This is a genomic window from Catenulispora sp. EB89 (genome assembly GCF_041261445.1).
Taxonomy (GTDB): domain Bacteria; phylum Actinomycetota; class Actinomycetes; order Streptomycetales; family Catenulisporaceae; genus Catenulispora.
The window spans coordinates 114,340-132,655 of sequence record NZ_JBGCCU010000032.1 but is presented as its reverse complement, the minus strand read 5'-3'; the positions used below and the strand labels follow the sequence as shown (position 1 = coordinate 132,655).

The following is an 18,316-nucleotide window of genomic DNA, read 5'->3' as shown; positions in this document are numbered from 1 at the left end:
CGTCGGCCGGGTCCTTGCGACCGGCGAGGCCTACGCCAGACCCGAACACCACAAGAAGGGCACCAAACCCCGCCGAAAAGGTTAAACGACAAGCTGAAACCTGGGCCCGTGCATGATGCGGGGTATGACGCGCCGGCTGTTGAGTTCGATGTAGGCGGGTCCTTGATGGTCAGGTGCTGGCTACGACTGATGCTTCATCGTATTCTGAGATGCTAGATTGCCTGACACGCTATTCGCCATGCTGACGTGGGATGGGGAGCTCATCACACATGTCGATCTTCCAGCGACTCTTCGGTTCGTCTTCCACGGGGCAGGCAGGCGCGTCAGCCCAACAGGATAAGCAGGCATGTCCCCTATGTGGTTCCTCACGGCTGCTGACAGCGCAGAGGGAATCCAGAGCCGAATTTCAAGTCGACGCAGAAAGGAGCATCGCAGTCGATATTACCGTGACTCAGATCAACTGTTCTTCCTGCGGCAAGCTCATCAATGACGACGTGAACGGTGCCACTGCGGTCGCATACGAGAAACTGGCCAAGGCAGCTGGGGCACAACCTCCGCAAATTTCTGCGATGGTGCGCGCTGTGATGCAGCAGGCCAAGCGCTTGCCCGCACTGTCCGACTCTGACCGGCAGCAGGACTACGATCAGGTACGCCAGTCATGGGACTGCCTCGGCATGCACTACGTCCACTCGGACAAGCTTCAGGATGCCGTGACCGCGATCATTCGCGGATACGTCGCGGAAGGCCACACCAAACTGCAGGTGGAAACGCTAGAGCAGAACATGGTACAGCTGTCGTTCCTCAAGTCGCGCAGCTTTCGCCCGGTCCGGCTCTCACGCACGTCTGACGGTGGCTTCTCGTTCTACGGCCAAGTTCCCCTGTACCGGTACCTGGCAGACATGAAATCCACGCCGAATGCCGTGAGCAGCTCTTCGACGAAGACGTTCGTCCTCTTCGTCTCTGTCGGCGACGAAGAGAGCAGACGAACCGTATCTGAGGAACTGGCAAACCAGTTGATCCAGGCCACCAAGGCACAGGCTCTAGGAGTCCTGCGTAGGCGTTTCGGCGGCGATGGATGGTGCTCCGAGATCTCTATCTATGCCACCCTGCAGGGACCTACCGCCACATTCAAACTCACCGTCAACATCCCACCCGGAGCGACGGTGGCCGACATGACGAACGCCGTCATGGCTGAATTTGAGAGCGGATGGGAAGCCGCAGCGCATCGTCTGTTGAAATGATCAACAGCACGGCGATGTGAACGGGCTTATGGCCACCTCTCATGGTCCACTTGTACCGACGAGGACGCTCAACTATCTCGAACATCGTCGGATCGAATCGTTGCTCAACTAGCCCGACACCGCGACTTAAATGCGCAACCATCTCAAGTCCCTACAGTACTCGAGTTGACCAAGCGGTGCGGATCGGCCCTACCAGGGGCGGCGATGGCCCGACTCGGGATCTCGGCCTCGACGATCGCCGCAGCCTGACCGACATGCTTGCCAGCCGATTGACCGCCCCGTCACCACGACGGGTCACGTGGTCAACACTCAGCGTCTGCCAGACTCCCCCGCCTCGTGCCAGACTATGTCAGAGTACGAAGAGAGTCACGGCTTCGGCCGGGGGGAGGAAAACGTGAGTGGGGATCACCCGTGGGCTGTCGTCTTTGTGGACGGCGAGGACGAGTACGCCGAGCGCATGACCCGTTCGCTGGGCGCTGAGCTTTCCGCGATCGACGGAGTGGATGCCGTCTTCGCCTACGAGGGCCGGGCCGACGCCCGTCCAGGGACGAAGGGCGGCGGGGCCGAACTGCTGCGCTTCACACTGGAGTTGGCGTGGCCCGTCGTCGCGCCGATGGTTCCCGACGTGGTGAAGGCGATCCACCGGTGGAGTAAGAACGCCGCGAAGGAAACGATCGTCATAGCGGTCGGCGACATCGAGATCCGGGTCGAGGATGGACTCACTCCGGAGCAAACGAGAGAACTGGAGGAATCACTCGGGAAGCTCTCGGAGTGAGCAGGCCATCACGTCGGCGTGCCCTGCTCATCGGCATCGGCGCTTACGACGACGAAACCTTCGCCGCCCTGCCCGGCGCGACGGCCGACGTCCGGGAGTTGGAAAAGGTACTGCGCGCTCGCGACATCGGCGGGTTCGACCCGATTACCTGCCTGAACGATCTCACCGCGCAGGAGCTGCGGCAGGCCGTCCACAATTTCCTCGCCGACAGTGAGCGCGACGAGCAGTGCCTGATCTACATCAGTTCCCACGGAGTACGCGAAGCGGCGACCTCGGAGTTCCAATTCGTCGCGCGTGACACCGTCCCCCACGACCTGGCGCGCACCGCGGTGCCGGCGAGCTTTCTCAACGACCGGCTGACGCTGTGCCGGGCACGGGAACGAGTCGTCATCCTGGACTGCTGTTACAGCGGAGGGTTCGCTGTCGGTCTGCGCACCAAAGGTGAGCAGCCTTCGGCGCCAGGGCCGGACCAGCCACGCGACGTGCGCCCACTCGAAACGAACGGCGTCGTAGTCATCTCTTCCTCCCAGGCATCTGCCGCGTCCTACACCGGGACCGATGAGAACGGGCCTTCTCTGTTCACGGAGCATCTGGTCCAGGCCCTCGCGACCGGGGCGGCCGATCAGGATCGCGATGACCAAGTCTCCGCGATGGAATTGTTCTCGCACCTCAACAGCAGGCTGCGAGCGCAGGACCGGGACCGCTGGCAGGCTCCGGTGATCTCGGCGGCCAGCGTCGACGGGCACATCTACGTGGCCAGAACCCCGCTGAACCGGTCACGAAGGGTCGGGCCGTCACGGCCGTCCGACCCACGCGGCACCGCCGCCACGCCGCGCAGGGCCAAAGTGGGCGATGAGCCGACGTTCAAGGACCTCATCGGTTACTACCGGGACTGTGTCCGTGGCGAGTCCGAGGTCGACGACGGACAGCTAGTGTTCAGCCAAGGCGCGACCCACTACGCATGCATGTCCGGTGCCGAGCAGATCCTGAGCGCCGCCGACGACGAAACAGACGGGCTGCTGGACATTCCAAGCGAGCTAAAGGAGCTCGCGATCGGTGCGAATGCGGACGACTGCGAGTTCGTGTATGGGTACCCGGTCGTGGTCCTCCACAGTGATCGGGATGGCAAACCTCAGAGGGCGCCTCGATTCGCACCGCTGCTGCTGCGCCGAGTTGAACTGCGGACAGGCAACGGCATTTTGCAGATGCGTCCATACGGCGAGGTAGAGGTCAACCCAGAGTTCGCCAAAATATGGGTGGGCGAGGAGGAAGCCGAGGTCCTGCGCTCGACCTATCGGCTGGGCTGGACTGCTGGGGATCGGTTCACGATGGCCCGCGACATCAGAGTCCTTCTGCGTAACACCTTCGAGCTGGAATGCGTGCAACCGTTGCATCCGGAGAGTCTTGAGGCAGTCATCGAGACGGACATGGCGCTCAGCGGGGCTCGCAACTCCGCAGTCATGCTGGCGGTCAAGACGCAGAACAGAGCCAACACCAAGCTTCTCGAAGACCTCGACCAGATCATCGGCATGGCCGGCAACCCGGCAAAACTCCGGAACACCGCGTTGGCCGCGCTCTTCGGTTTCGCAGAACCACTGAGCGAGCCCAACGCGAACGAGGTGATGTTCAGCCCACTGAATCCAGCCCAGCGCGACGTGCTCGCCGGTGCGATGTCGCAGCGGGTCACCGTCGCCACCGGCCCGCCCGGAACCGGCAAGACCGCCCTCGTCGTCAGCGTGGTCGCGACCGCGGCGGCCGCCGGGCAGAACGTGCTGGTCGCGTCTTCCAACAACCGGGCCGTTGACGAGGTTTGGGAACGCTGCAACGGCAGCGTGCCCGGGCTTGTCGTGCGAACCGGCAGCCAATCCGGCGAGCACGACAACCGTGAGCGCGAACGGCTGGGTCTGACCCGGCTGCTCGCTTCAGGCACCCCGCCGATGAACCAGGCGACGTGGTCGGCCAAGCATCGGGGTGCTCTGCGCGAACACCGTGGCGTTCTGGGTCGGCTGGACAAACAGGCACGCGCGGAACGCGAACTTCTCAACGCCGGCAGGAACCGCCAGGAAGCCGTGGAGCGCCTTCCTCCGGCCGCCAAGGCTGCGGCGGCTACCGTGGCATCCGCCGAGCTGGCCTCTCTCGCCACCCTCGAGGCCCGATGCCGCAGAGCCTGTCGCGCCAAGATTTTCGGCAACGCGCGACGGGCACGACTGCTTCGCTCGTTTGGTACGGAAACATTCTCCGACCCCGGAGAGGCGAAGCGGGTCTGCGCGGCGATACTCGAACTGATCGGTGCTGAGTCCCGCTGGCGCAGGATGCGGGGGACGACACTTGAGGACGACGCGGCACTGACTTCGGCTCTGTCGCAGGCCGAACAACGAGTGGTGCGGACGGGTGTCGGCCTGGTCGACGCGGCGGTTCGCGAGAACGCCGCCGCTGGAAGGTCCCAGCTCCAGGGGCTCCTTGAAGTGATGACCACGCGCGGGACAAGTGACTGGGGAGCCCGCAAGGCGGCCGTGGGCATCGTTCGGGCCTGGGCAGTGACCTGTTTCTCGACCAGGACCTGCTTCGTTCCCGATCCAGGGCTGTTCGACCTGGTCGTCATCGACGAGGCGAGCCAGTGTTCGGTCGCGGCGGTCATTCCGTTGCTCATGCGCGCCAGACGAGCATTGATCATCGGTGACCCGCTTCAGCTTCCGCCAGTCGTCAAGATCTCGCCGACCACAGAGGCGGACAGCCGCGAACAGAACAACGTAGGTTCGCAGTGGCTGGTCTCCCAGCACGCGGGACACCGGGACTTCTCGGCATTCACCGCTCTCGAACACGCGGCGAGCGGCAGCATCCTGATGCACGAGCACTACCGCTGCCACCCTCAGATCGCCGCCATCTCCAACGAGCTGTTCTACCGCCCGCGGAACAAGCCTCTGACCATCTTGACCAGGACTTCAGGGCTCCAACGGCCCGATGACGAACGAGCCGTTCGATGGGTCGACGTTCCCGGCAGGGCGAATCCCGGCCGACACGGTTCGTCCTGGGTCAACGAGCAGGAGGCCTCGCGCGTCCACGACGCTGTCGAATGGCTCCTGCGGACTTTGCCGGGCGAAGCCACCATCGGGGTGGTCACACCATTCGCTCAGCAGATGGAAAGAATCGCCCGGGACTGGGCAAGCGCGCCTCGGGTACGCGTTGGGACGGCCCACCGATTCCAGGGCGGAGAGTGCGACGCCATCGTGTTCAGCCTTGTAGCCGCGCCCGGAATGAGCCGTTCCGGCCTGGCGTTCCTGGATCGCAATCCCAACTTGTGGAACGTCGCCATCACACGCGCCCGGGCACACCTGATCGTCATTGGGCACAGGGGGTATTGGACGAACATCGGTGGGCTCGGGCGCAGACTCGTTGAGCTCGCTGCACCTGCCCCAGACGAACCCTCGAGCACGGACGATCTCGTGCCTGGGATCCCCGACGACGTGGTCCTCGAACGTCTGGAATCGAAGACCGGCGGCGAGGCCCATCGAGCGGTTCCCAGCGCCGGGTACGTCGCCGACGTAATGCTCGTGCGGGGAGAGCGCCGCACCGCGTTCCTGATTGACAGGGCACCGGCCGAATCCGAGCCCGGCGACAGACATCTGCGTCTTCAGCTGGTCAGGACCTCGCTGTTGGCCTCGCCTCAGGACGGAATCCGCGCCCAGCGGTTGCCGGCTTGGCGACTGTTCGACGAGGACTGGCACCCGGACAACCGCTGAACAGCCTTGAACAGCCCCAAGACTTGGGAAAGGACCGGAGGTCGTGACCAGCTTCTCCCCCACCGGACTGCCTCGCGCGATCCCCAGCGTCGCCGAGGCTGGCGCGCTGCTGACGAGGTGCAGGCGCGTTCTTTCAACGTTCGAAGATGTCCAAGCCGCTGACAGGCGCTTTCGCGAGAGGGTCGCCGAGACCTACACTTCCCGGCGCGAGGCCCTCCTCAAGGAAGAGCTGTTGAAGCTGCCGTTGGACAGCCTCAGGCAGGTAAGTGAGTCCCGATTGGTCCTCGGCGGCCTGGATCGGGCAGGGATCGACTCAGTCGGCGCGTTGTTGGGCTACACGTTCCATCAACTGACCGCACTCGACAAAGTCGGCCCGGCGATCGCGGAATCGACGCTCGCCGCCGCGGCGCGATTGGCGGACGCGAGGCGCGAACATGTCGATGCGCGTATCGACGCCGAGAGCGCGCGCGGCAACGGGTGGCCGGTCGTCAGCACGCTACAACGATGCGTCGCACTGGGCGACACCCTCACTGACAGCACCCGTGGACTCGAGCTCATGGTCAATGAGCTGGGAGCCGGCGTCGAACCGCTACGGTACCTGGGGAGCCGTGTTCGCAGATTTGCGTCCGGTGCAACACGCCGAACCCAAGCCGCTGAGGCGGCTGCGCGGGTCGAAGCGGTGCTCCGCCGGGCCGAGGCGGCCGGCCTGCTCGAGGCCTTGGACGCGGCCACCACTGTCATCGCTGCCACGCCGCCTCCGCGTCAGAGTGTTCTCGACGACTTCGAGCGCCGCGCTGCCGAATACCAGTCCCTGCTAGGCGAAATCGTCGGTCTGGCGATAGACGCCAACGCGGCACACGGGTATCTGCCCGAGCACGAAGTGGACAAAGTCGAGCGCCAGAAGCTCGTCATCGACGAGTTGCGCACGCACCTTCGGGTGTACCAGGTCTTCGGCGCCAGGTTCGCGCTCCAGTTCAAGCGAGTGATACTCGGCGACGAGATGGGCACCGGCAAGACCCTGCAGGCAATAGCCGCCATGGCACATCTGCAAGCTACGGGCAAGTCGCACTTTCTGGTCATCTGCCCCACGACAGTACTGATCAACTGGCAGCGCGAGATAGAGGCGCACAGTCTTCTGCGTTCGCACCTGGTGCACGGCGAGTTGAGGAAATCGGCTGAGCGGGTCTGGATCGACCAGGGTGGCGTCGCGATCACCACGTTCACCACCGCGCGCAGCCTCACCGTACCGCGCGAGGTCCGGGTCGCGATGCTCGTGGTCGATGAAGCACACTACGTCAAGAATCCCCACGCGAAGCGCTCGCAGAACGTCAGAGAGTGGACGAACCGCGTCGATCGCGTGCTGTTCCTGACTGGCACGCCGATGGAGAACCGGGTCGAAGAGTTCCGTAATCTCGTTGAATATCTGCAACCGGCGATCGCCCAACGCGTCACCGGCCTGGACGGGGCCGGCGGCGCACGATCCTTCCGACGCGCGGTGGCACCCGTCTACCTCCGTCGGAACCAGGAAGACGTACTTCCCGAACTACCTGACGAGATCCGGACCGACGCGTGGGAGCCTCTCGGCAATACACAAACCGCCGCTTACCGAAGAGCAGTACTTGATGGCAAATTCGCCGAGATGCGTCAAGTGGCGTATATGGCTGGCGCACCGAAGGATTCCAATAAGCTGAGACGGCTTCGGGAAATCGTGCAAGAATCCTTTGAGGACGGCCGCAAAGTTCTGGTCTATTCGTACTACCGCGATGTCCTGGACATCGTCCGGCAAGACCTTGAACTCGCTTTCGGAAAAGCCCCGATCAACGCCCGCGTCCTCGGACCGCTGAACGGCTCGGTGCCGGCCGGAGCCAGACAGCGGCTCGCCGACGAGTTCACTCGGACGCGGGGACCCGCAGCCTTGGTCGCTCAGATCGAGGCCGGAGGCACCGGGTTGAACCTCCAGGCCGCCTCGGTGGTCGTGCTCTGCGAACCGCAGCTCAAGCCCTCGGCCGAGGAACAGGCGATCGCCCGGGCCCGCCGAATGGGCCAGGTGCGGCGCGTCACCGTACATCGACTCCTGACCACTGAGAGCGTTGACGAACGTCTGGTTGAAATCCTCCGGGAGAAGCAGAATGAATTCGACTTGTACGCCCGGCACAGCGACACCGCCGACAGGTACGCCGCAGCGAAGGACACCAGCGAGGCACAGCTTCGAGCACTGCTCATCAGCGACGAGCGTCATCGCGTAAGGCAATGGGCTGACAAGTAAGAAGAGCACGCCGATTAGGGCATGGACGCCAGGTACTATCTCGCAGGATGTCAGGCGTTGGAGTCCGTGGTGACCGACGGATGCCAGTCGGGTTGTGGCGCGGCTGTTGACGGCGCTGGCTGCTGAGGCCGTGCCGGTCGCGGCGCGCATCGCGATCGCCTCACTGCGACTGGATCCCGTGTCGTAGCTGTCCCAGACCGAGAGCCCGGGCCTGGTCGACGCAGTACGCGCGGCCGGGGAGCAGTACGCCTTGCCGATGGATGCGGAGCTGTAGGCTCTCGCGCGCGACGGTTCGCATACTGAAAATGCGCCTGGATGCCGCAGCAAAGCTACCGCCGCTGGCCCGCGCCGAGGCCGAGGCCTTGTTACTCGGCACGCCACAGTCTGAGGACGAGGCGCTCGCCTCGCCGGTGCGCGGCGGTCACTGAAGCCTAGCGGCGTATCGAGGCCGGACTCGCCGCCTGCGCGCCCGCCCTGCTCGGCGGACTCGGCACGCCGAGCACCCCGTCGGAAATCCAGGTCGCCGAGGCGAAACTTGGTTACCGGCTGCCGGAGGACTTCGCCGCGTCCTGTCTCATCCATCGCAGCGTCACCATCTCGGGCACGGACTGGGACGACTGCATGCACCTACGTCGTGCTCGACCTCCATCCCGGACGCGTCCCGGGCCAACTGCTGTATTCCGACCAGGGCTGCGATCCCGGACCCGGAACCGTGCGCGCCCGAGTTGGCTCGCGGTCCTGGAGCGCTTCGCCGATCACCTTGAATCCGGCCGCAATTCCTACCACGTCTATGACGAGGCGACCGGGAGTGTTCAACTTCTGTAGAGGCAGAAGCCTGCACAGCACCGGCTTGATGGGGCGCTCGGCGGCGGGATGGAATCACGTTCCTCGTGGCGGCCGAGCCGGCGGTGAAGGTCGCGGCTGAACCCGCTGCGGCACATTACCTGAAGGCGATCAGGTTGATCGCTGCTGCAAGCCTTCTTCGGCATCGGCTCTCACTGTGCCGCAGTCCCCGATAAGACCCGACGTTCAGAGGACCGGCCAAGCAGTCTCGTCGCCGAACAGCGGCCCCACGGCTGGCGAGCGATGGCCGCCGCTACTTGCGATCAGCCCGTTTCAGGGCCTCGATCAGCCTCGCGGCCACCGCCTCCTCATAGACGGCCACGCCGAGCTCCGCCATCGCATCGGCCAAACCCGGCGCCCACGGTGTCCGCTTCGGGTTGCCCCGGAGTCGGATGGCGTCGTCGGTGACGTCAGCGTGTTTCCGGTACTGGTCTTCGGTCATGTGCCAGGGTTCGGCGTGGTGTCGGGTGATGATCTGGTTGGCGATGTCGATGCCGTCCCAGTCGTAGTCGCCGTGATAGCGCAGTCGGGCGCCGGCGTCCGTCAGCTGGTGGGCCATGCGGTGGAATGCCGCCGAGGGCCTGCCTTCGGTGCACAGCATTGGTGGGGCGTCCGGTCCGAGTTCGGCGGCGGCCTGGCGTAGCACCGCAGGGTTCTCGCAGACGAACACGTCAGCGCCTGCCACGCGCATCGGGTGGACCGTGAGCTGATGAAGAGTGATCTGGAACGGGGTGCCGTAGCGAGCCGCACCACTGAGCCATTCACCGAGTCCGTCGCCGGTGGCGGGCAGGTTGAGGACGAGGACGCGGCTGGCCAGATCGTCGACGACCACCCCGCAGCGGTCCCACAGCTCTCTAGTACCTTCCGCCCTGGTGGGCATCGGCGTTCCGGTTCGCAGAGCCAAGGCGCGAAGCACCAGGGTCGCGGTCGGTTTGCCGCGCCCGAGCGCTTTGGTGTCGCCGGTGGCTTGTTCTGCGAGTGCCGGCAGCAGGAGCGGGAGGTTTTGTTCGCGGCGTTGTTCGATGGCCTCGAGGACTCGGACCGCTGCTGCCAGGCGGGCGGTGGTGCCCTGGTTCACCATCTTGGTGATCGCCGGTGCGAGCGCGTCGAGCCACTGCTGAAACCACGAGCAGGCCGGGTAGAGAGGGCTGGCCTCGGCCAGGGAGCGTGCGGCGGCACGGGCGGTTTCGTCGCGTGCGCGTTCGTCTGGCTTGTGACGCAGGGGCTTGCCGACGATGGCCGCCACTGCCTCGGGCAGGGGCAGACCGGTCGCAGCATGGACGACCTCGTCCAGACGGGACAGGCTCACCGTGATACGTGCGACGCCCGCTGGGCGGTATTGCCCGGTCAAGCCGATCAGGGCTTTGCGTTCGGCCTCGTCGAGTGAGCCGACGCTGACCTGTCCGGTCAGATCCGACCCGGTGCGCTCCAGCGAGCGGCGTACCGCGGCAAACAGCCGCTGGTACTCCGGGCCGCGGAACGCCTCCAGTCCGCTCACAGGTCATCACCGGTTTCGGGCTCGCCGTCGCCCTCGGAGGCCGGCGGTAGCAGCCCGTCGTCGGTCCCAGTGATCGGTTCGCGGCGGGAGGGGGTGAAGCCGAGCAGTTCGGCGGCGATATCGTCGTTGCCGCCGAAGCCGGCGCCGGCGTCGATGAGTTGCTCGCCGTCCCACAGAATCAACAGCGAGGACACGGTCTGGCTGTGCTCGTCGTGCATCATGTCGTAGTGGGCGATCATCGGCACGGCCGGGGTGGTGATCCACAGCTCGTGGCCGGTCATGAACAAGTCGAGGTCGAACTTGGTAGTCAGGCCCAGCAGGTCGGGCATGAAGTTGCCGTCGATGCCGGCGAACGCCTCATCGAGGGCGACCATGCGTGGGCAGGTGGGTTTAGCTGAAGAGTAAATGGCGTTGGCGGCGGCGAATAGCGGTAGGTGGATGGCGGCGGATTTCTCGCCACCGGACATGGAACTGTGGCGTTTGCGGGTGAGCTGTTCGGTGCGGCCGCCGGGGTGGATGAGCTGGATGGCGAACATGAACCAGTCGCGGTAGTCCAGGACCGTGGCGAGGGTTTCGCGGTAGGTGTCGCGCGGATTGCGAGCTTTGTGGTCACGGATCATCTCACGCAGCCGCTGGCGGAGCTGGGCCAGGCCGTCGGCACCGAGGGCGGCAGTGTTGTGCTGGAGCTGGGTGGCTACAGCGTTCTGCAGTTCGCTGATCTTGTCGGAGCGCACCCAGCTGATGCCGATCGCCATCCCAGAGGACATCGGCTTGGCGCGGGTGTCGGCGTCCATCTCTTTGACCAGGTCCCTGGCGGCCAGCACACGGTGGTGGATCTGCTGGGCCAGCGCGGTGAGCAGGGTGTCCTCCAGTACCTCGTGCTCGCGCTCCTCCAGCAGCACTCCCTGGGTCTGGGCTTCCTCGGCGATGCGCTGGGCGAAGCGGGCGACTGGTTGGCGGCCGTCATCGGCGGTGACGTCGACCATGGCCGGCACGCCGAGGCCGAGGGTCACCTCGTATCCGTCCTCCAGGCCACGCAGCACCCTGTCGAATTCCTGGTAGGCGCTGGTGAGTCGGTCGCCGGCGGTGTCCAGGGTGGCTTGGACGACTGCGCGGCCGCCCGAGGTGGCTTGGCGGTAGGCGTGTAGCAGGGTTTGGGATTCGGCCGGCATGATCCGGCGGACCGCGGTGTCGGGGTCCGTCTCCGGCTCGGGGTCGGCCAGCAATGTTTCGACCCGTTCGGCCGCCTCGGAGGCGGGAATCCATCGGCCCGACGAGGGCCAGTGCGCGCTTTCGGTAACGCCGAGCAGGTCGCGCAGGTCTGGGTGGGCGAAGGGTGCGAAGGCGTCAGCTCCCTCACTGAGCGCCTCCATCGCGGCCAGCAAGGTCGTGCGGCGGTTGTCCAGGTCGCGGGTGGCGCCGATACGGTTGTCGTGTTCGGTGTTCTTCAGGTTCTCGGCCCTGGCCAGCTCGGTACGGACCGTACCGAGTTCAGCATCGAGGCCGGTGATGGTCGCGAGGATCTCCTCGTATTCCTTGTCGATGCTGCCCTTGGCCGTCTGCCATGCCGCCTTGGCCGCTTCGAACTCGGTTTCCTGCTCAGCCAGCTCTGTGGCTGCTTCCAGGTAGTCTCCTTCGAGTTCTACGATGCGGGCCCGCCGAGTCGTCAGGTCAGTGTTCACCTGTCGCGCCTCGCTCTGATCGCGCGCGAGCATTTCGATGGTCAGCTGGACGTCGGTGACAGCCTGATCGACTGCGTCCACCTCGTCGGTGGTGTGGGGCATGTTCCGCGTTCCAGCTACCTGGCGGAGGGTGCGTTGGCGTGCGGACAGCTCGGCGGTGGCCACGTCCAGTGCCGCGCTGGCGTCGCGTAATACGCCCTCGGCATCACGGTGCAGCGCCGCGGCGGTGGCTAGATCCCCGACCGCGGTCAGCACCGCGCCGGTGGGAGGCAGCTTGGCGGCGTTCTCGATGTTCTCGATCGCCTCCAGCACCTTGTCGAGTACAGCTTGCAGCCCTTCATGCGTGGCACCGAGTTCGGCCATCCGCGCGTCGATTTCGGCCAGGCGGGCGCGGCGGCGCGCTGCGCGGGCAGTGGCTCCGATGAATTCCGGCTCGGTCTTGGGCCGAGCACCGGTCTGGACGCCATGGCCGTATTGCGCCGAGGTGGTGATCCAGACCGCTGCCAATCCTGCTTTCGGCGGAGTATCGGTGACCTGGATGGACGCCAGGATGGCCCGAATCGTTTCCGGCGCGACGAGGTTCTGCTCGTGCTCGGGTTCGAGGAAGTCGGCGAGGGTCGCGTCGGCCGGCCGATGATCTTGGGGCAGCGGGATCAGATAGCCATCGGCTTCGGCGGCTGCCACGGCCGACCGGGTCAGGTCCGCGTCCGGGTGCAGCCAGGCGGTCAGGGCTCCGGAGCCGTACAGTGCGCCTTCGATAGCGGCGGCCTGCTCGGGGTGCACGTGGTCGGCGAAGCGGACCAGTTGCCACAGCGGTGCGCCGGGCCGATCGGCGCGGTCGGCGGGACGCAGGTCGTTGCCAGGCGGTGCCTCATCGCGCTGCTCGGCGACAGCCGTGCGCTCGGACTTGAGTCCCTGGATCACGGTTTCGAGATCGGACACGTTCCGTTTGCAGGTTTCGCGCCGTGTGATCAGCTCGTCGCGACGCCCGGCGGTGGCCTCGGTGTAGGTCTGCTCCAGTGATGCCGCGTCAGGTTCGCCGATCCGGGCCGCCGCCGTATGCAGTGCTTCCGGCAGCCCGTCAGTAAGGACGTCGGCGTCGGCCCAGCGCAGTGTCCAGGCGTTCAACGCCTCCGACAGTGCGGTGCGGGCGGTGGTCAGCCGACCAGCCGTCTCGGTGACCACCGCGCCCAGACGCTCTGCTTTTTCGCGCGCCTTGCCCAGGTCTTTGTCAGCACGGGACCGTTCCTTCTCGGCCTCATCAACTCGTCCTAGTTCGGTCCGCACGTGCTCGATGTCGTCGCGCCGGGACGCGACCAGAGCGGTGACCACCGTATCCCGATCGTGGTCCTGAGCCTCCAGGACAGCCGGATCCCATTCCAGGGCCGCGGCGTCGGCCGCTGCGAGGATGGCACGGCGGTGCTGCTCGCCGGCCCGGTCCAGCTGTCCAGCCCGGTCCTGCAACCCGTCGGCCTCGCCGATCAGATCATTGATATTCCGCCGATCCTTGGCCAGCTGTGCGCGGTCCTTGTCGAGCTGTCTGCTGGCCTTCTCGACCTTCTCACGTTCCTGCTCGAGCCGTTCGTGGTCCTTGTATGCCTGGCTGTTGACCAGCGCACCACGCTCAGCATCCAGTTCGCGGCGGCGTCGGTCGCAACGAGCGCGGGTCTGCTCCGCCCGCGCCTCGGACCTGGTAGCGCGGTCGACTTCGGCGGCGGCATCCCGCACGGCGCCGGCGTGCCCGGCCGCGTCACCGATCAAATGGTCGAAGCGGTCGAGCTGTGACTTGGTATGGGCCCTGACATAGGCGGTGTACTGGGCCAGAAACGCCTCGACGGCTCCGGAAGCGGTGCTCAGGTCGTCGAAACGGCGCTTGACCGCCGCCAGGTTGTCGAAGTCCCGGGCAGCCTGCTCGACCAGTTCCTCGTCCACGGGGCTGAGCCCGGCGGACAAGGTGTTGGAGACCTTCACCGGGTCCAGGTCTTTGGCCAGCAGCGGACGGCGCAGAGATAGCAGCAGATCCAGCAGTTGGATGTAGCGGTCGGTCCCGAGCCCGAAAAGCCTGGCGTCCACCGCGTCCCGGTAGTCGCCGCGCCGGTCCTTGAAGCACTCCGACACATCCAGCTTGGCGGACAGCTGGTTGGCGGTCAGCGGACGCGAATCGGCCGACAGCAGCCCGATGTCGACCCCGATCCGCTTACCGGTCACGTAGTACGCGGGCGTGACCTGTTCCCGGTGTTTGTGCCCACTCAACCCGATGATCAGCGTGACGACCTCGGCCGGTTCGCCGTCGTGCGCGAACTCCATCCACACGTAGCCGTAGGCGGCGTCCTGGCCGCGATACAGGAGGTTGGATTTCATGGTGCGGTTCTCGCCGCTGAACGGGTCCAGACGGCGCGCGCTCAGTGAGCCGTCCAAGACGAACGGGAACAGTACCTCCAGAGCCTTGGTCTTGCCCGAGCCGTTGTGCCCGCGCAGCGCCAGGCGGCCGTCGGCGAAGACGAACTCCTCGTCGATGTAGTCCCACAGGTTGACGATCCCGGCCCTGGTCGGCTTGAACCTGCTCACATCTGTCCTTCCGTCAACAGGTCCGACAGGTCCAGCGCGAGCTGGTCGTCACGCCAGTCGCGCCGCGGCACCGCGGCTTTGATGTTCCGGTAGCGCGCGGCGGCCGGCAACACCAGGACGCCTCCGGGCACCCGGTGTACCAGCCCCAGATCGGTCAGCAGGACAACGGCTTCGGTCAACAAACCGGACGTGTCGTACTTCCACTGCTCGGTGAAGGATCCGGCGCCGAACTCCTCGTACAGCTCGCGCATCATGGACTCCAGCACCGCGGTCTCGATGAACGGCGCCTCCCAGGCCGGTGTGCGCTCGCCACCGGATACCGCGGCCGAAGCCGACACCGGCAGCGAATCCGTTGTGTGCCGACCCGCGTCGATCCGGGCGATCAGATCGTCGAGGACCTCGGCGGCGGTCGGGACGGTCATCCGGCGCACTCCTGGCCCGCTGTCCGGATCCTCCAGCAGGTCTGCGATCTTGGCCAGGATCAGCCCCGCCGCTCTGGCGACCGCACCGCCGCGGCCCGGGAACCTGCGGTCGGTGAACCGGCCGGAGCCGTCCACCAACGCGACGCCCTCAGCCCTGCGCTCCACACTCAGCCCGGTCATCCGTGCCAGGTTCTCGGCCAGTTCGGCCGAGCGCAGAGCAGCACCCGTCGCTTCGTCGACCTGCCCGAAATAGACGACGGGGTGCTCCACCAGAAGCCGCCGGGCGCGACGGGCTGCGGCTTCCCGCTGCACGGACCTGCGGGCGGCTTCGGTCTGCTCCACGTCCAGCAGGCCGCGGGCGCTGTCGACGAACTGCAGCGGGCGCAGCGGGCGGAACAGCGTGGTGCAGATGTCGTGATCGATGTCATACAGCGCATCGCCGTGCTCGGAGTCCTTGGCCCAGCTTTCCGCGTCCCCGTCCGACAGGCGCAGCGCGCCGCGCTCCACCAGCCAGTCCACGACATCCACCACCGCGCGCTTGTGTTCGGTGACGGTGGCCTCGAACCCGAGCCCGTCAATGGCATTCGCGCTCGGCCCCAGTACGGTCACGAGATCCACCAGGTCGATCTCAGTGCGGGAACGGTTGAAGGCAGCGAGCACCAGGCACAGATAGGCCAGGCGGCGGCGATCGAATGACCGCCCGCTCTTGGCCGCGAACAGACTGTGCTGTGTGCCGTCCAGCAGGTCCAGTCGCCGGATCAGGCGGACATGGTGCGCGGTCGCCTCCAGCCGGTAGCCCAGCAGCTCCTGGAAGTCCTTGGCCATGCGGTCAGCCCAGGCCAGCACCGACTTCAACGCGGCGGCCGTCGGCCGCGACGCGGTGATCACATCGTTGGTGAGGACCAGGCGTACGGCGTGCTGGTAGGATTCCAGATCGCTGGGGGCCACCGTCTCGGCGGCCATGGGCTCGGCCATCAGAGCCCTGCTTTAGCGCGTCGGCGCAGTGGGGCGAGTTCGAGTGCGTAGCCCGGCAGGTGAAGCACACCGTGTTCGGTCTGAACCGCACTGCCGCCGGGTGATGGCACGAGCCGCATGGTCAACACATCGTTACTTCCCGACGCTGTGACGCGGCCGGCCACCACCGAACGGGATTCCAAGGCCCGGGTCAGCAGCTTGAGGAGCACTCGCAGCTCGGCCGCGTCCAGAACGCGGCCATGAACCCCAGCATCCAGCAACCGCGCCGCCGAATCACGCTCGGCGGCGCGCGCGGCGGCCTGCTGGGAGCGCAGGTGCTGCCGGCTGCCGCGCTTGTCGACGACCGGTTTGGGAACGCCCGGTGTGGGAGCCTTGCCCTTGGCGAACAAGGTCATCGAGATCTCGACCCCTGGAGCGTCCCACCACGTGCTGCGAGAAGAGATCAGCTCCTCGTCCTCATGCACCGTGCCGAAATGCCGCGCCGAGCGGAGGTTGAACGCCGCCGACATCAGAGCGTGCGCTGCTTCCTCATCTGGCGTGTCCACCACCCATGCGGCCAGGTGCTTGAGCTGTGTGCTGCGGTTTACACCGCTGCGCTGAGCATCGGTTATCTGCCGCAGCAAGGCGATCACCGCAGAGACCGCCATGTGAGCGGTGTCGCGGACCTCGACGGCCCGAGGCGGTGCCGCCACCACAGCATCGGCCGCAGACTGTCCCGCGTCCGGAATCGCGAACCAGGCTCGAAGCGCGGCCCAGCGCCGCGCCCAGTCCTCACGGATTCGGTCATGCCCCAGCAACGGACGCTCATCGGCCATGGCCGCACGGTCGAGCAGCGTTGCCACGCCGGTCTGCTCCACCGCCGCGACCGCCGATGTGAGGCGGGGCAGGTACCGCTCCAGCTCGACGACAAAGTTGTGCAAGTGGCTCAGCAACGCGTCCTTGTGCCGCAGGAACACCTCAGGAGAGGTGTCGGTGGTGCGAGTGATATCGCCCAAGGTCAGATGGAAACGCGCAGTGCGCTGCGCCATGTCCTCCACGACCCGGTCCAGGCTCGTCAGACGCCGCACGATCTCATCGGCATCGGCATCCCGGTTGGCTCGAGCCAGCCCCTCGAAATCACGCAGAATGTCGGAGAACACCAGCCGGGACAGATTCGCGTCCTCGATACGTGCAGCCAACACACCGCTGACCGCGCGAAACGCCAAATACCCCAGCTCGCTGAACTGGTACACCGACTGGCGATTCCGGTAGGCCGACAGCTTCCCGGCCCGCGCCGGATCCTCCAGCCGGTGCAACACACCGTCCTCGGCCAGATTGTCCAGGCGCTGACGCAGGTTCTCGGCCTCGGCGGGCGCGTCCTGGTGCTGGGAAGCCAACTCGGCGAGCGCCGTCGCGACGTCATCGGTGTGCGCCTGCGAGACGTGCGCGAACCGCAACCGGTCCATCGCCCGGAGCACCCACAGATACAACAGCTGGTCGTCACGCCGCACGAAGCCGAACAGCCGCAACCGGGTCGCGGTCTCCAGGCCGTCCAGATCAAGGTCGGCACCGGCCTCCGCACCGTCGGCGAGCCCGTTCTCAGCCATTTCCGCTCACCTCCCGCGACCCTCCAACGGCATCAACCTCATATCACGCCCGTCGGGGAACGATACCGGCCATTTCCGTGGTGGCGACCATACCGGCACGAAGTCACGATCATAAACTTCACCTGGCACGGAGCGGCCGGAAACGACTACACAGTGTATAGGAGCATCAGGCTTTGGTGTGTTCATCCACCGCCACAGCTCACGCGGCCTCGCCACGCGGTCAGGGCCATCGTTTTCCTCTGAGGCAGCCGAAGAGCATCCCGCAATAGCAGTATGTGCCGCCTGGGGAAGGACCGCAGTGCCCCATCGTGATCCGGGTGTAGGCATGGCCGGCCAAGACCGCGACGTATGTGGCATCCAGTTTCCATCCGCCAGGAGCACGCAGCCGTAGGAGGGCAGCAGCTCGGGGCCGAACTCCAGCATCAGCACCGGATTGGCGCCGCCGCAGGACACGTGGACCCCGCGACGGCCTGCCCAGTTTGCCCGCCAGCCACAGGCTCGCCCAGACGACGCTTCACACATCTTTGTACCCGCCAACAGCAGCGAGATGAAGGTCTACCGACGGCGGTGGGACGACGCGAAAATCCTCGACTCAGAACGATCAAGCTGACGTTAGGGAAAGGCATGAGACGTCATCGCACAATCAATAGGCACTCGTCATGGGATCGTTCGAGTCCTGCCGGTTCGCTCTTTCGAGTGATCGGTGGCCTGGACGCCGGA

Annotated in this window: 9 protein-coding genes; 5 read left to right on the top strand and 4 right to left on the bottom strand. The window is 65.8% G+C overall.

What is annotated here, in order from left to right:
- Positions 1 to 269: 269 nt before the first annotated feature.
- From ABH920_RS43390 to ABH920_RS43370, 5 genes are all read left to right on the top strand, one after another.
- Positions 270 to 1,241 (top strand): hypothetical protein, encoded by a 972-nt coding sequence (locus tag ABH920_RS43390; protein WP_370355171.1) that lies wholly within the window; start codon positions 270 to 272, stop codon positions 1,239 to 1,241.
- Between the two features lie 346 nt (positions 1,242 to 1,587).
- Positions 1,588 to 2,016: a hypothetical protein gene (locus tag ABH920_RS43385; protein ID WP_212010585.1), complete on the top strand. Its 429-nt coding sequence runs from the start codon at positions 1,588 to 1,590 to the stop codon at positions 2,014 to 2,016.
- The gene (locus tag ABH920_RS43380) at positions 2,013 to 5,756 is read left to right on the top strand and encodes an AAA domain-containing protein (protein WP_370355170.1); all 3,744 of its coding nucleotides are present in this window, start codon (positions 2,013 to 2,015) and stop codon (positions 5,754 to 5,756) included. Before ABH920_RS43385 ends, ABH920_RS43380 begins: the two co-directional genes overlap by 4 nt.
- Before the next feature lie 43 nt (positions 5,757 to 5,799).
- Positions 5,800 to 8,022, top strand: coding sequence for a DEAD/DEAH box helicase (locus ABH920_RS43375; RefSeq protein ID WP_370355169.1), 2,223 nt, complete (start codon positions 5,800 to 5,802; stop codon positions 8,020 to 8,022).
- A gap of 305 nt (positions 8,023 to 8,327) precedes the next feature.
- Complete coding sequence (locus ABH920_RS43370; RefSeq protein WP_268907885.1) at positions 8,328 to 8,450, top strand: hypothetical protein; 123 nt, start codon at positions 8,328 to 8,330, stop codon at positions 8,448 to 8,450.
- 668 nt (positions 8,451 to 9,118) lie between these two features.
- On the opposite strand, the gene ABH920_RS43365 is transcribed toward ABH920_RS43370, so the two are convergent.
- The 4 genes from ABH920_RS43365 to ABH920_RS43350 are packed head-to-tail and all read right to left on the bottom strand — an operon-like array spanning position 9,119 to position 17,596.
- Positions 9,119 to 10,363, bottom strand: coding sequence for a TIGR02679 family protein (locus tag ABH920_RS43365; RefSeq protein WP_370355168.1), 1,245 nt, complete (start codon positions 10,361 to 10,363; stop codon positions 9,119 to 9,121).
- Positions 10,360 to 14,613, bottom strand: coding sequence for a TIGR02680 family protein (locus tag ABH920_RS43360; RefSeq protein WP_370355167.1), 4,254 nt, complete (start codon positions 14,611 to 14,613; stop codon positions 10,360 to 10,362). The genes ABH920_RS43365 and ABH920_RS43360 overlap by 4 nt, the downstream gene beginning before the upstream one ends.
- Complete coding sequence (locus ABH920_RS43355; RefSeq protein WP_370355166.1) at positions 14,610 to 16,010, bottom strand: DUF2398 family protein; 1,401 nt, start codon at positions 16,008 to 16,010, stop codon at positions 14,610 to 14,612. Before ABH920_RS43355 ends, ABH920_RS43360 begins: the two co-directional genes overlap by 4 nt.
- On the bottom strand, positions 16,010 to 17,596 hold the full coding sequence (locus tag ABH920_RS43350) for a TIGR02677 family protein (protein WP_370355165.1): 1,587 nt from the start codon (positions 17,594 to 17,596) through the stop codon (positions 16,010 to 16,012). The genes ABH920_RS43355 and ABH920_RS43350 overlap by 1 nt, the downstream gene beginning before the upstream one ends.
- Positions 17,597 to 18,316 lie beyond the last annotated feature (720 nt).

Coding starts and splice junctions, on each gene's coding strand:
- ABH920_RS43390 (WP_370355171.1), top strand. CDS start 270: ATGTCGATCTTCCAGCGACTCTTCGGTTCGTCTTCCACGGGGCAGGCA.
- ABH920_RS43385 (WP_212010585.1), top strand. CDS start 1,588: ATGTCAGAGTACGAAGAGAGTCACGGCTTCGGCCGGGGGGAGGAAAAC.
- ABH920_RS43370 (WP_268907885.1), top strand. CDS start 8,328: ATGCGCCTGGATGCCGCAGCAAAGCTACCGCCGCTGGCCCGCGCCGAG.
- ABH920_RS43355 (WP_370355166.1), bottom strand. CDS start 16,010: ATGGCCGAGCCCATGGCCGCCGAGACGGTGGCCCCCAGCGATCTGGAA.
- ABH920_RS43350 (WP_370355165.1), bottom strand. CDS start 17,596: ATGGCTGAGAACGGGCTCGCCGACGGTGCGGAGGCCGGTGCCGACCTT.